Here is a 12,771-nt window from a genome sequence, read left to right as displayed (position 1 = left end):
ATACGCCCCGGAGGGACGTTATCTTCAACCCGGAGGCCAACTGAAAGAGCGGCCACCCAGGACATGCACATGCAGATGGAATACGGTCTGGCTGGCGCCGGCACCGTTATTCACATTCAGGCGGAAATCCTCCAGCCCTTCCTGTTTTGCCACCTGACTGGCAATCAACAACAGATGACCAAGCAAGGCCTGATCACCGGCATCCGCATCGGATAACTTTGGAATGGGCTTCTTCGGGATCACCAGGAAATGGGTAGGCGCTTGCGGATTGATATCTCGGAATGCCAGACACTGGTCATCCTCGAAGAGGATATCAGCCGGGATTTCACGATCGATAATCTTGGAAAAAAGCGTTTCAGACATGGATGGGATAGCTCCTCAGCGATTCGCCAACACCGGCGGCAGATGGACGCAAGATGTGCACTTTCCTGTCTATAGTGTGTGGCGCGGTTCACAGCTCACACCATAATTGCATCTAATTCGCACCGATACCGTGACGTTCACCTTAGCGACGGGTCACAATGGTGGCATTATAGTGCTCTCTGAACCCACTTTTGATCAACCGGAACAGCATGGCCACACTCTTCGTTGAAAATTTGACCGTCGCCGATTTTTCCTACTTGCACTCCAAGCGCGGTATGGTCGGTGAATCCTGGCTGGTGGATCTCGAGCTAAGCGGGGATCTGGACAATCAGGGCATGGTGTTTGACTTCGGCCACATCAAGAAGCGCATCAAGGAAGCCATCGACGAGAGCGTCGACCACCGCCTGCTGGTGCCGGTGGACTGTGACCAGGCCAACGTGGCCGAGCGTGACGGGGATACCAGTCTGGAATGGCAATACCGCGGCGGCACCATTCGCATGGTGGTACCCAGCGACAGCCTGCTGCTGATGCAGGGCCCGGAAGTGTCCAAGGCCAGCCTGACCCTCTACCTGATGGAGCTGGTGCAGGATGTGGTACCGAACAATGTCCACGAGGTCAGGGTGATCCTGCGTGAGGAAGATACCGGCACCGCGCCGTACTACCACTATTCCCACGGCCTGAAAAAGCACGATGGCAACTGTCAGCGTATTGCCCATGGCCATCGCTCCAACATTCATATCTTTGAAAACGGACGACGCAGCCGTTACTGGGAGAAACTCTGGGCAGACCGCTGGGAAGATATCTACATCGGCACCCAGGAAGACCTGGAAGGCACCTATTACATCGATGAAATTCCCCACCACCGGTTCCGCTATGATGCACCGCAGGGGCGTTTTGAGCTGGTGATCCCGGAGGATCACTGCTATCTGATCGACACCGATTCCACCGTGGAGCAACTGGCGGCCCACATTGCCGAACAGCTGGCCAATGAGGCCCCCGGTAAACATTTCCGGGTACGGGCATTTGAAGGTATTGGCAAAGGGGCCATCGCCGAAGCCGGTGAGGACATGCCCGGCAAGGCCCATTCAGGCTGGTTGAGTGGCGCGGCGGTGATTTAGGGCGAGTTGAAAGTTCAACGTTTAACGTTGAAAAGGAAGATCGGAGAACTTTGGGTCTGGTAGCTCAAATAACCTTGTGTGCGTCCGGCCATCCGGTCAGATTCAGGCTGCGCACGGTTCGCCATACCGAGCTCAGGTTCCCGTATTTCCAAACGCGTTTCTGGAATCCTTACCTCGCTCGGACTCGGATCGCCCAGACAAGCTGGACTCCTACAGTGGCTTCGTAGAAACGCCGGTTCCTTTGTAGGAGCCCAGCTTGCCTGGGCGAATCGGGTAGCTAAGAAACCGCCCACCCCAGGAACTTTTCGGCCTTTCTTATTCCAATCAAGCGTAGCTTGTAGCTTGTAGCTTGTAGCTTGTAGCTTGTAGCTTGTAGCTTGTAGCTTGTAGCTTGTAGCTTGTAGCTTGTAGCTTGTAGCTTGTAGCTCGTAGCTCGTAGCTCATAGCTCGTAGCTGTTATTCCTCGTCCAGAATCCGCTCGGCTTCTTCCTGAATCAGCCGGCGCAGCCAACGGTGAGCCACGTTGTGATGCAGCAGCGATGACCAGGCCATCTGCAGCTCGAATTCCGGGATATCAAACGGCGGCTTCTTGATCAGCAATCGCGGGTTCTGTGCCTGCATGCGGGCCACCCGGGATGGCAGGGTCGCCACCAGATCATTGTTCATGGCCAGCAACGCCGGCATCTGGTAGTGGCGGGTGAAGATACTGATCTTGCGGCTCTTGCCCAGCTGTTCCAGAGCATGATCAATCCAGCCCAGCCCACCCAGTTTCTCCGGGTTCATGCCAAAGCCCACCCCGAAGCCGGTCTTGGATACCCAGATATGCTGCGCGGACAGGTAACTGTCCAGATCGAAATCCTTTGCAATCGGGTTGTCACGGTTGAGGAGACATGAAAAGGAGTCCTTCCAGAGACTTACCTGGTGAAACGAGCCCGGGATCTCATTAAAGCGGTTCACCGCCATATCCACCCGGCCCTGTTCCATGTCCTGGTAACTCACGTCAGAGGGCGTCAGGAAGTCCAGTACCACATGGGGCGCCTCTGCACGCAGACGGCGCACGATGTGCGGCACCAGGGTGCCTTCCGCATAGTCACTGGTCATGATCCGGAAAACCCTGCGGCTTTCTTCAGGCCGGAAACTGTCCTCCGGAGTAAACAACTGCTCGCTCTGGGCCAGAATCTGGCGCACCAGGGGACGCAGTTCCTGGGCACGCTCGGTCGCCGTCATGCCATCACTGGTGCGAATCAGCAGGGGATCACCAAACAGCTCCCGCAGCCGCTTCAACGAATTACTCATGGCGGGCTGGGTAATCCCCAGCTGCTCGGCAGCACGGGTAACATTCTGCTCACGCAACAGGACGTCAAGGTACTTGAGCAGGTTGAGATCCGCGGACGCAATATTCATCGATCAGCTTGCCGAAAGGTTGTCATCAATGTGCGAAATTCTAGCACTGGCGCAGGCCCACACCTAATGTGTAGCGGATCACACTTGCCGCCGCGAGAGCGCCAATCAGCAAATTGGTTAGCGCCGACAGTGTTAACAGGGTCGCTAATTAGCACTAATAGCAAGCTGCCAGTATCGCCTGAACGCAGAAAAATGCGTAAGGTTAGGTTTGTTATTCCCTGTTCACTAACCTTCCAGCAAGTTGTCGAACCCCGGCGAGCCGCAAACGTCATCCGGGTTCAGTTAGCCGGAAGTGCATCAGAGGTAATTATGACCAGTAACGTCACCACGCGAGCCGAGAAGTTCGTGGTGCGTTTTCCTTGCGGAATGCGTGCAGAAGTTTCAAAAGCGGCCCAGGTTAGCCACCGCAGCATGAATGCAGAAATTATCGCCCGGCTCCAGCACAGCCTGGGAAACTGGCCCGACGCTCTCCCGCAGGGCGCGCCGGCGGTCCCGGAGGGCAATGAAGAAGCGCACCTGCTGGAACGCTTCCGTCGCCTCTCCCCTGCCAAACAGCATGCGTTGTTGGCTCTACTGGACTAGTCTCCCTACAATAGGCGTCTGGGGCCGGACAATGATCAAGGGAGTCCGGCCTTAACAAGGAACCAGGGAGCTTCAATCGGCGTGACAGCAAACCAGACCCAAACTCCGCTGCCCACAGGCAACGATATCCGCCTGCCCTGGCATCTGCGTCTTCCTGCCCCGCTGGAACAGGATTTCCGTTTTTATTCCCGCAACAGTGCTGCAGGGGCGGCGTCCACCGCCCTGCTGATGATTATCCTGCTGCTCTGTGCCATGCTGGTGGAATCGCTGGTGGGGCCGGACATCCTGCTGCAGACATGGCGCCCACGCCTGTTCACACTGATGGTTACCGGTGGCTGCCTGATATTGAGCCAGCAACCCCGCTGGCGGGACTGGTTGCAACCGGCCCTGCTGACCCTCGCCTTTACACTTTCCCTTTCCGGCATTTACCTGGGCGTCATTATTGATCATCCGCTTTCCTGGGTGTTTTTCCTGCAAACCCCGTTATCCGTGGTGATGATCAGCACCTTGTTCCGGCTGCCCCTGCACAGCACCGTTTTCAGCACGGTTCTGATGACTGCCGCAATGATTGGCGGGCTCTTTATGGCCCCTGAAAACACGCCTTTCGAACACCTGACCCTGACCGTTCTCAGCCTCGCCTTCATCAGCATGAGTCTGTTTGGGCAATACATCTACGAACGGCTGCTGCGCAAGCACTTCCTGTCCGAACATGTGCTGTACCAACACCGGGATGAACTGCATACCGCCAACCAGGTACTGGAAAGCCAGGCCACCGTGGATGGCATGACCGGCTGCATCAACCGGCGCGGCATGGAAGCCCGTCTCAACCAGCTCTATCACCAGCTCAGTCAGAAAAGCCCGGATGCCCCGGAGCGCATCAACCTGCTGTTGTTCGATATCGATTTCTTCAAACAGTACAACGACACCTACGGCCACCCCGCCGGCGATGAATGCCTTAAAAAGGTGTCCGCCGTGCCCCTGTCCATGGTCCAGGCCGAAAAGGATTTCGCCGCCCGTTACGGGGGCGAGGAATTCGTCATCGTGCTCACTGATTCCAGCTTCAATGACGCTCTGGTATTCGCCGAAAGAATGCGCAATCGGGTTGAACAACTGGGTCTGCCCCACAGCGGTTCCCGGGTGAGCCAGGTGGTCACCATCAGCATCGGCGTCGCCTGTTCCGACGGCGGCGCCGAAAACGGCGGCGCCCTGCTCAAGCAAGCCGACGAAGCCCTCTATCAAGCCAAGGGTGCCGGCCGTAACCGGGTCGCCATGATGAACAATCAGGGCATGGTGGAGATGCTGACGTAGAGAGACGCAGCACGCTTCACGCAACATGACTGATGCAAAAAACTCGCTATACCCCGCTGTGGGAACGTAGCGCAGCGGAGTAACGCACCAAGTGCGGCCCCGAAGGGGTGAGCGAAGCGAATAACTTGCCTGCAAGCGATCCGAGCCCAAGCGAGGTAATGAGTTTCGAAAGGCAGAACCGAAATTCAGGGCCTGTCCGCCGGTTTTAGATTTTCGCAACTCGTTACTCGTCACTCGTTTCTGGAATCCTTACCTCGCTTGGGCTCGGATCGCCCAGACAAGCAGGGCTCCTACAGTGGCTTCGTAGAAACGCCGGGGCCTTTGTAGGAGCCCAGCTTGCCTGGGCGAATCGGGTAGCCAAAGAAACCGCCCAGCCAGGGAACTTTTTGGCCTTTCTTATTCCAATCAAGCGTAGCTCGTAGCTCGTAGCTCGTAGCTCGTAGCTCGTAGCTCGTAGCTCGTAGCTCGTAGCTCGTAGCTCGTAGCTCGTAGCTCGTAGCTCGTAGCCGTGCCGCCTCAGGCCGCCATATCCTCCTTCGGCCCGAAGAACTCAAAATGGATGTCAGCGTCATCCACGCCCCGTGACACAAGCAACTGGTTCACCATCCGCATCATCGGTGCGGGACCACAGAAGTAATACTGGGCGCGACGATTGCCGACCAGCTCATCCAGCAGAGCGCCATCCACAAAGCCTTCGCTATCGAAACCTTCATCTCCGGCACGCGCTTCACTCAGGCGCACATGAGTACGCAGGTTATCGTGCATGCCTTTCAGACTGTTCAGCTCCTCCACGAAAGGCTGCTCGGCACCGTTGCGTGCGCACTGGATCAGGATCACTTCACGCCCGGCCTGCTGCGCCAGGGCACCGTGAAGCATGGCCATCAGCGGAGTAATGCCGACACCACCGGCAATCAGTACCAACGGTATATCGTCGGCCGGGGCGGGTTGCAGGGTGAACTCACCGCAGGGCGGCGCAAGCTCTACCACATCGCCCTCACCAATCTGCTCATGCAGGTACGCAGACACCACCCCGGCAGGCTGTTCGGCGCCATTGCCCTCTTCCTTCTTCACACTGATACGGTACAGGTCTGGGTCGGGCTGACCGGACAGGCTGTAGTTTCGCATCACCGGTTCGCTGCCATCGGGTGCGACCCGCAAGGTCAGGTATTGGCCTGGCAACGCCGCGTGCAGCGGCTCACCATCCTCCGGACGAAGATAGAAAGACACAATGTTGTCACTGGCGGCTTCACGACGGGCCACCACAAAACGCTTGAAGCCCTTCCAGCCATGAGCCTTCTGCTGATCTGCATAAATCTGCTCCTCACGGGCAATCAGGATATCCGCCAGCACACCATAGGCCGCGCCCCAGGCATCGATCACCGCATCCGTGGCTCCCTCACCCAGCACCTCCTGAATCGCCGCCAGCAGATTGGCACCGACAATCGGGTAATGCTCGGCAAGAATTTGCAGCGAAGCATGTTTCTGGGCAATCAGCTCCACCGCATCCGCCAGCACCTCCGGGGTCTCGATGTGCTGGGCATAGGCACAGATGGCCCCCGCCAGCGCCCGCTGCTGTGTCCCGGCGTGCTGATGCGCCGGATTGAAAAAGGCCAGCACTTCGGGATTTTCCCGGAACATGCGCTGGTAGAAATGGCGGGTGAGGGTTTCACCATGCTCTTGAAGAATCGGAACGGTCTGCTTGATCACGGCCAGTTGGCTTTCGCTCAGCATCGGCTTTCTCCTTTATTAGGTATTTTACATGCTTCTTTTAAAGAGGCATATTATTTACCTGTTTAGCGACGTGCAAGCACAAAAACTGACATGCAATTGACCACCCATACCGATTACGCCCTGCGCACCCTGATCTGCCTGGCCCTGCAGCCGGACAATGCCCCCATGACTGTGCAGGAAATCGCCCGCCGTTATGACATCTCCGCCAACCATGTGGCCAAGGTGGCACAGACGCTTACCCAGCTGGGCTACATCAACAGCCTGCGCGGCCGCGGCGGCGGCCTGGTCCTGGCCAGCACCCCGGACAGCATCAACCTGGGCACCCTGGTGCGGGAAACAGAAAACCTGAAGTTGCTGGACTGCTTTGGTGAGAATTCACAATGCACCATCGAACCGGCCTGCAAGCTCAAGAACATGTTCTTGCAGGCGCAGCAGGCGTTTCTAAAGGTGCTGGATGGTTACACACTGGCGGAGGTGATCAGGAATGGGAATGAGTTGAGGGTGTTGTGGCGGTAGGGGTGCGTCCCTCTGTGTGAGCGTCGTTTGAGGTGCTGGCAAATCAGTTTCGAGTTTCGAAAAGCAAAACACGTAAACCTCGCACTTGGCCGCCTTTTTTTGATTTTCGAAACTCGGTACTCGTTTCTCGCTTCTGGAATCCTGACCTCGCTTGGGCTCGGATCGCCCAGACAAGCTGGGCTCCTACAGTGGCTTCGTAGAAACGCCGGTTCCTTTGTAGGAGCCCAGCTTGCCTGGGCGAATCCGGTAGCCAAAGAAACCGCCCAGCCCGGGAACTTTTTGGCCTTTCTTATTCCAATCAAGCGTAGCTCGTAGCTATCATTCCCCCATCGGCGGCACGATGGTGACCGGGTCCAGTTTTTCGTCATACCAGTTCAGGCGCCAGTCCAGGTGCGGCCCCGTCGCTCGGCCGGTGGCGCCCACCTTTGCCACGGGGTCACCCTGTTTCACCACCTGACCGGGTTTTACCAGCACTTCACTGAGATGGATCATGGTGGACGACACACCGTAGCCGTGATCCATAATCAAGGTACCACCGGAGTAGTAGTTGTCGTCCTGCACCAGGGTGATGACCGCATCTGCCGGGGCCACCACCAACGTGCCGGTAGGCCGTGCCACATCCACACCAAAGTGGGGTCGGCCAGGCTTGCCGTTATAGACTCGCTGGCTGCCATAAACACCGCTGATACGGCCGGTCAGCGGCCACTGAAACTCACTCAGAAATGCCTGCAGATCGGTATCCGATGCCCGCGCTTGCTTGATGGCCGCCACCTCCGCACGAATCCGTTTGAGCACGGCTTCCGGCGGCGGATCCACGGTGCGCTGTGGGACGCCCTCGATGCGCTGGATGTTGTACTCGCGCTTATCCAGGGTCACGGCCACCTGCTGACGCTGGTCGCCTTTTTTTAATTCCAGGGTCTGTTCCAGGTCCGCATCACGACCAAACCCCACCGCGAAAAAACCCGCTTCAGTGGTACGCACCGGCTTCCCCGCCAGCATCACACTCACCCCCGGCGTCACCTGACCACGCAGCAGCGAACCCTGGGTGCGCTCACCGTTAAGGGAAAGCAGCCAGTCACTGGCCAGCGACGGCGCCGAAAAAAGACAAAGCCCGGCAAGAAAGAGTGTTCTCAACATAAAACCTCAAATAAAAATACGGTGCCGTTCATAAGGGAACCTGGCACGGCGAGTTGTGAGAAGCGAGGTTCGAAAATGAAAACCCAGCCCCGGCAGCCGGGTTTGGATTTTCGATAATCCGGTACCCGAAACTCGCTTCTGGAATCCTCACCTCGCTTGGGCTCGGATCGCCCAGACAAGCTGGGCTCCTACAGTGGCTTCGTAGAAACGCCGGTTCCTTTGTAGGAGCCCAGCTTGCCTGGGCGATCCGGGTAGGGAAAGAAACCGCTCTCCCCCAGGAACTTTTCGGCCGTTCTTAATCCAATCAAGCGTAGCTTGTAGCTTGTAGCTTGTAGCTTGTAGCTTGTAGCTTGTAGCTTGTAGCTACAAAAACCCCGCGCCGTCCTCCACATCCAGCTGCACCGGATCCAGATGCCTCTCACCATAGTCGCGCCATACCCGTGAGCGGATGAACAGCTGATAAAGATCCGGGTCCAGGTGCTGGTTGTCGCGCATGCGTTGCATGATCGCCAGGGCCTCACTGAGCTTGAGGGGCGTCTTGTAGGGGCGTTCCTTGGCGGTGAGCGCCTCGAACACATCGGCAATGGCCATGATCCTGGCCGGTATCGACATCTGATCCCGTGTCAGCCCCAGCGGGAACCCGGTGCCATCCATCTTCTCGTGGTGCCCCCCCGCATACTCCGGCACCTGACGCAGCTTGGGCGGAAAGGGCAACGAGCCGAGCATGTCCAGGGTCACATCCATATGCCCGTTGATGATTTGCCGCTCTTCAGGGGTCAGGGTTCCACGGGTGATACACAGGTTCCTGACTTCATCGTCTGTCAGCAGCGGCTTGCTCTGGCCCCAGGCATCGGTCCAGTGGCGGGCGGCAATATCCCGAACCCGCTGCTGGTCCTCCACGGCCATGGTTTCCCCGCCCCGGTTAATGCGTTCCAGAAACGTCAGGTCACCGGTGAGAGCGCTGATTTCTTGCTCCATTCGCTCGCGCAGGGAAGGCTCAAGATGAGGCGTCTGCAGACATTCGCGCTCGTAGCGGAAACAGATTTCCGCCCGCAGGGCGGCAAACCGGCTGGCCACTTCATCAATGCGATCATGCAAAGTGTGCAACTTGGTGGACTTGTCGAGCACCGAGTCCGGGGTCGCCAGCTTGCCGCAATCATGAAGCCAGGCCGCCACATGCAGCTCGTACCAGCCGTCCTCGTCCAGATTGAAATCGGCGAACTGGTCCTGATCATCGCAGGCCGCCTGGGCCAGTAATTCGGTAATCACTGGCACCCGCTGGCAATGAGCACTGGTATGGGGGCTCTTGGCATCAATGGCCTGGGCCAGCACCTTGATGAAGGCATCCAGCAACGCCTTGAGATCCTGTACCTGGCTCAGGTTGCTGAGCGCCGTGCCGGCATAGGTCAGCAAGGACTGGAAGATCAGGTGGCCATTTTCCAGCCGCTGCAGATTGCGCGGCACCTCGCACTGGTAGGCCAGCTGCATGACCCCGGTCACCCGCCCCTCATGGTTGTAGAGCGGCCACAGCTGGGTGGCCTTGCAGTCTGGCGCCAGTGACGTGAGCAAGGATTGATCTGCCGGCGGCAAGGTCTGGCCGTCCAGCACCACCGTCAGCGGCTCACCGTCGGCGAAACAGGCTTCTACCAGCCCGGCGCCGCCCAGAGGCCGAAACAAGGCATCATTTTCCCGCACCGGGCTTCCGGCGGCAGGAGGGGCCAGACAGAACAGTCCCTCGCCCCGGTCGTCATCCCGGCACAGCCATGCCCAGCCGGTGTCCGCATTGCACAGGAAACGGGCTTCACGCAGCAGGGCGTCCATCAACCGCGGGACGTCCTTCTGTTCACTGAGATGCTGGGCAACCCGTAGCAGCCGAGGCAGCACGTCCTTGCCATCACGGACGTCGGTGTCGGGTTCAGGTGTTGTCATGAGCATCCGGCTCCAAATGTGATCTCCATCTCATACAAGAATAGGCGGTGAGGATACTCCGGGAAACCTCTGCGTCATAACCTGGCCCCGCCGATGCAGCCATACGTCCGAAAATGGGGTCTGGCCGGGGCTGTGAACGGGCTATACCTTGAATGAAACCCCAACAGCCCCTACCATCCTCCGGTTCTGAGCCAACCACCTGGATCCCTTGTCACCCATGAGTGTGAGCTACCAACTGCCCGATGGGGCAACCATGGAGTTTGATCAACCGGCCTCCGCACTGGATATTGCCGGTCGCATCAGCAAAAAACTCGCCAAACAGGCCCTGGCCGCCAAGGTCAACGGCAACCTGATCGACGTTTATCTGCCCATCGACGATGGCGCCACGGTGGAGATCGTCACCCGCGACACCGACGACGCCCTGGAGCTGATTCGTCACGATGCAGCCCACGTCATGGCTGAAGCCGTTCAGGAACTGTTCCCCGGCACCCAGGTGACCATTGGCCCGACCATCGAAAACGGCTTTTACTACGACTTCCATCGTGCCGAACCGTTCACTCCGGATGATCTGAAGACCATCGAAAAGCGCATGCAGGACATTGTGCGCCGCAACGAGGACATCCGCCGTGAAGTGTGGGACCGCGACGAAGCGGTGGAGTTCTTCCTGAAAGCCGGCGAAGAGTTCAAGGCCGAGATCATCCGTGATCTGCCCGCCGACCAGGAAGTGAGCCTGTACCGCCAGGGCGATTTCATCGACCTGTGCCGCGGCCCGCACCTGCCCAGCACCAGCAAGCTGGGCGATGGCTTCAAGCTGACCAAGGTGGCCGGCGCCTACTGGCGTGGCGATGCCTCCAAGGCCCAGCTGCAGCGCATCTACGGCACCGCCTGGCGCGACAAGAAAGAACTGAACGCCTACCTCAAGCAGCTTGAGGAAGCGGAAAAGCGTGACCACCGCAAACTGGCCAAGGAAATGGGCCTGTTCCATATCCAGCAGGAAGCGGTGGGCAGCATGTTCTGGCACCCGAAAGGCTGGCGCATGCGCAAGAACCTGGAAAACTACATCCGCGGCAAGATGGAAAAAGGCGGCTACCAGGAAGTCGCCACGCCGCAGATGATGGACCGCATCCTCTGGGAACAGTCCGGCCACTGGGACAAATACAGCGATGACATGTTCACCGTCTGTACCCACGACCACCGCGAGATGGCCGTGAAGCCCATGAACTGCCCGGGCCACGTGCAGATCTTCAACCAGGGCATCAAGAGCTACCGGGACCTGCCCATTCGTCTCGGCGAGTTCACCACCCTGTTCCGTAACGAAGCCCACGGCGCCCTGCACGGTCTGATGCGTGCCCGCTCCTTCAGCCAGGACGATGCTCACATCTTCTGTACCGAAGAACAGATCAATGTGGAGACCGCCGGCTTTATCACCATGTTGCGAGAGGTCTACCGGGATTTCGGTTTCGAATCCTTCCGCATCAAGTTCTCCGATCGCCCGGACAACCGTGCCGGCTCCGATGAGACCTGGGACAAGGCCGAAGGCGCGTTGCGGGAAGCGGTGGAATCCCTGGGCCTGGAGTGCGAACTGAACCCGGGTGAAGGTGCCTTCTACGGCCCGAAACTGGAATTCGTACTGCGTGACGCCATTGGCCGTGACTGGCAGTGCGGCACTCTGCAGGTGGACTTCGTACTGCCCGAGCGTCTGGATGCGGAATACGTGGCCGAAGACGGCTCCCGCCAGCGTCCGGTGATGCTGCACCGTGCGGTGCTGGGTTCCCTGGAGCGCTTCCTGGGCATCCTGATCGAATCCACTGCCGGTCACCTGCCTCTGTGGCTGGCGCCGGTACCGGTGGCTATCTGCACCATCACCAGCGCGGCCGACGACTACGCCCGCGAAGTGCAGCAGAAACTGGTGGCCGCTGGTGTGCCGGCCGAGCTGGACATCCGCAACGAGAAGATCGGCTTCAAGGTACGCGAACATTCCAAAACCAAGACCCCGCGCATCTGGGTAATTGGTGAAAAAGAAGCGGAAGAGAAGCAGGTTGCTATCCGCACCCTGGGCTCCCAGGCCACCGAAACCGTGGACCTGGATGAAGCCGTGGCCGCACTGGCCGACGCCGCACGCCTGCCGATCTAACGGAGCCGCTGTAGGAGCGCCGCTTGAGGCGCGAACCGAGCTTCAGCGAGGATAGCCCCTCGCCCGGTTCGTCCCTCAAGCGGAGCTCCTACACAACCCGCCCCCGGAGCTCTCATGTTCAAACAAAACGAACACCAGCCCGAAGGATTCCAGGCCCCCCTCAAGGAGGCCCTGGATAACCTCAAGTACAACAGCGAGGGCCTGGTACCCGCCATCGCCCAACAGCACGACACCGGCGAAGTGCTGATGATGGCGTGGATGAATCGCGAAGCGATCGAAGAAACCCTGAACACCGGACGCGTCTGTTACTTCTCCCGCTCCCGCAACACGCTGTGGCGCAAGGGCGAATCCTCCGGCCAGATGCAGATGCTGAAAGAATTGCGCATCGACTGCGATGCAGACACCCTGCTGGTGAAAGTGGACCAGACCGGCCCCGCCTGCCACACCGGCCGCCGCGACTGCTTCTACTGGAAAGCCGACGCCGACAGCGTGACCATCGACAAGACGCCGATCATCGATCCCAAAGAACTCTACAAGTAGAGCCCTGCA

At 58.6% G+C, this 12,771-nt stretch carries 11 protein-coding genes; 6 read left to right on the top strand and 5 right to left on the bottom strand.

Translation table 11 applies throughout. The annotated features are described in order from the left end of the window. Positions 1–24 precede the first annotated feature (24 nt). Positions 25–363 (bottom strand): histidine triad nucleotide-binding protein, encoded by a 339-nt coding sequence (locus tag HF945_RS02585; protein WP_290524213.1) that lies wholly within the window; start codon positions 361–363, stop codon positions 25–27. A 209-nt stretch (positions 364–572) separates the two neighbouring features. Between HF945_RS02585 and HF945_RS02580 the strand changes: the two genes are divergently transcribed. Continuing rightward, positions 573–1,481, top strand: a complete 909-nt coding sequence (locus tag HF945_RS02580; protein ID WP_290524212.1) for a 6-carboxytetrahydropterin synthase — start codon at positions 573–575, stop codon at positions 1,479–1,481. Positions 1,482–1,937: 456 nt separating this feature from the next. Here HF945_RS02580 and HF945_RS02575 read toward each other — a convergent pair whose 3' ends face one another. After that, complete coding sequence (locus HF945_RS02575; RefSeq protein WP_290524211.1) at positions 1,938–2,885, bottom strand: LysR family transcriptional regulator; 948 nt, start codon at positions 2,883–2,885, stop codon at positions 1,938–1,940. 309 nt (positions 2,886–3,194) lie between these two features. Here HF945_RS02575 and HF945_RS02570 point away from each other — a divergent pair, with 309 nt between their 5' ends. Then, entirely contained in the window at positions 3,195–3,467 is a 273-nt protein-coding gene (locus tag HF945_RS02570; protein WP_290524210.1) for an Arc family DNA-binding protein, read from the top strand. Positions 3,468–3,548: 81 nt separating this feature from the next. Continuing rightward, on the top strand, positions 3,549–4,775 hold the full coding sequence (locus tag HF945_RS02565) for a diguanylate cyclase (protein WP_290524209.1): 1,227 nt from the start codon (positions 3,549–3,551) through the stop codon (positions 4,773–4,775). 516 nt (positions 4,776–5,291) lie between these two features. Here HF945_RS02565 and hmpA read toward each other — a convergent pair. Further along, entirely contained in the window at positions 5,292–6,506 is a 1,215-nt protein-coding gene (hmpA, locus tag HF945_RS02560; protein WP_290524208.1) for an NO-inducible flavohemoprotein, read from the bottom strand. Between the two features lie 90 nt (positions 6,507–6,596). On the opposite strand from hmpA, the gene HF945_RS02555 reads away from it, so the two are divergent. Continuing rightward, positions 6,597–7,022, top strand: coding sequence for an Rrf2 family transcriptional regulator (locus tag HF945_RS02555; protein ID WP_290524207.1), 426 nt, complete (start codon positions 6,597–6,599; stop codon positions 7,020–7,022). A 318-nt stretch (positions 7,023–7,340) separates the two neighbouring features. Here the strand turns inward: HF945_RS02555 and HF945_RS02550 are convergent, their stop codons facing one another. Both HF945_RS02550 and HF945_RS02545 read right to left on the bottom strand, forming a co-directional pair. Then, entirely contained in the window at positions 7,341–8,159 is an 819-nt protein-coding gene (locus tag HF945_RS02550; protein ID WP_290524206.1) for a M23 family metallopeptidase, read from the bottom strand. A gap of 363 nt (positions 8,160–8,522) precedes the next feature. After that, entirely contained in the window at positions 8,523–10,088 is a 1,566-nt protein-coding gene (locus tag HF945_RS02545; protein WP_290524205.1) for an HD domain-containing phosphohydrolase, read from the bottom strand. 217 nt (positions 10,089–10,305) lie between these two features. On the opposite strand from HF945_RS02545, the gene thrS reads away from it, so the two are divergent. Further along, positions 10,306–12,222: a threonine--tRNA ligase gene (thrS, locus tag HF945_RS02540; protein ID WP_290524204.1), complete on the top strand. Its 1,917-nt coding sequence runs from the start codon at positions 10,306–10,308 to the stop codon at positions 12,220–12,222. A 114-nt stretch (positions 12,223–12,336) separates the two neighbouring features. Then, complete coding sequence (gene hisI, locus HF945_RS02535; RefSeq protein ID WP_290524203.1) at positions 12,337–12,762, top strand: phosphoribosyl-AMP cyclohydrolase; 426 nt, start codon at positions 12,337–12,339, stop codon at positions 12,760–12,762. The last annotated feature ends 9 nt before the right edge of the window (positions 12,763–12,771 follow it).

The organism is Alcanivorax sp., assembly GCF_017794965.1.
GTDB lineage: Bacteria > Pseudomonadota > Gammaproteobacteria > Pseudomonadales > Alcanivoracaceae > Alcanivorax.
Note: the sequence above shows the minus strand (reverse complement) of the source record. Positions and strands in the feature narration are given on the sequence as shown.

Excerpts from the sequence above, each read along its gene's own strand:
- HF945_RS02585 (WP_290524213.1), bottom strand. The coding sequence starts at position 363 with ATGTCTGAAACGCTTTTTTCCAAGATTATCGATCGTGAAATCCCGGCT.
- HF945_RS02580 (WP_290524212.1), top strand. The coding sequence starts at position 573 with ATGGCCACACTCTTCGTTGAAAATTTGACCGTCGCCGATTTTTCCTAC.
- HF945_RS02575 (WP_290524211.1), bottom strand. The coding sequence starts at position 2,885 with ATGAATATTGCGTCCGCGGATCTCAACCTGCTCAAGTACCTTGACGTC.
- HF945_RS02570 (WP_290524210.1), top strand. The coding sequence starts at position 3,195 with ATGACCAGTAACGTCACCACGCGAGCCGAGAAGTTCGTGGTGCGTTTT.
- hmpA (WP_290524208.1), bottom strand. The coding sequence starts at position 6,506 with ATGCTGAGCGAAAGCCAACTGGCCGTGATCAAGCAGACCGTTCCGATT.
- HF945_RS02555 (WP_290524207.1), top strand. The coding sequence starts at position 6,597 with ATGCAATTGACCACCCATACCGATTACGCCCTGCGCACCCTGATCTGC.
- HF945_RS02550 (WP_290524206.1), bottom strand. The coding sequence starts at position 8,159 with ATGTTGAGAACACTCTTTCTTGCCGGGCTTTGTCTTTTTTCGGCGCCG.
- HF945_RS02545 (WP_290524205.1), bottom strand. The coding sequence starts at position 10,088 with ATGACAACACCTGAACCCGACACCGACGTCCGTGATGGCAAGGACGTG.
- thrS (WP_290524204.1), top strand. The coding sequence starts at position 10,306 with ATGAGTGTGAGCTACCAACTGCCCGATGGGGCAACCATGGAGTTTGAT.
- hisI (WP_290524203.1), top strand. The coding sequence starts at position 12,337 with ATGTTCAAACAAAACGAACACCAGCCCGAAGGATTCCAGGCCCCCCTC.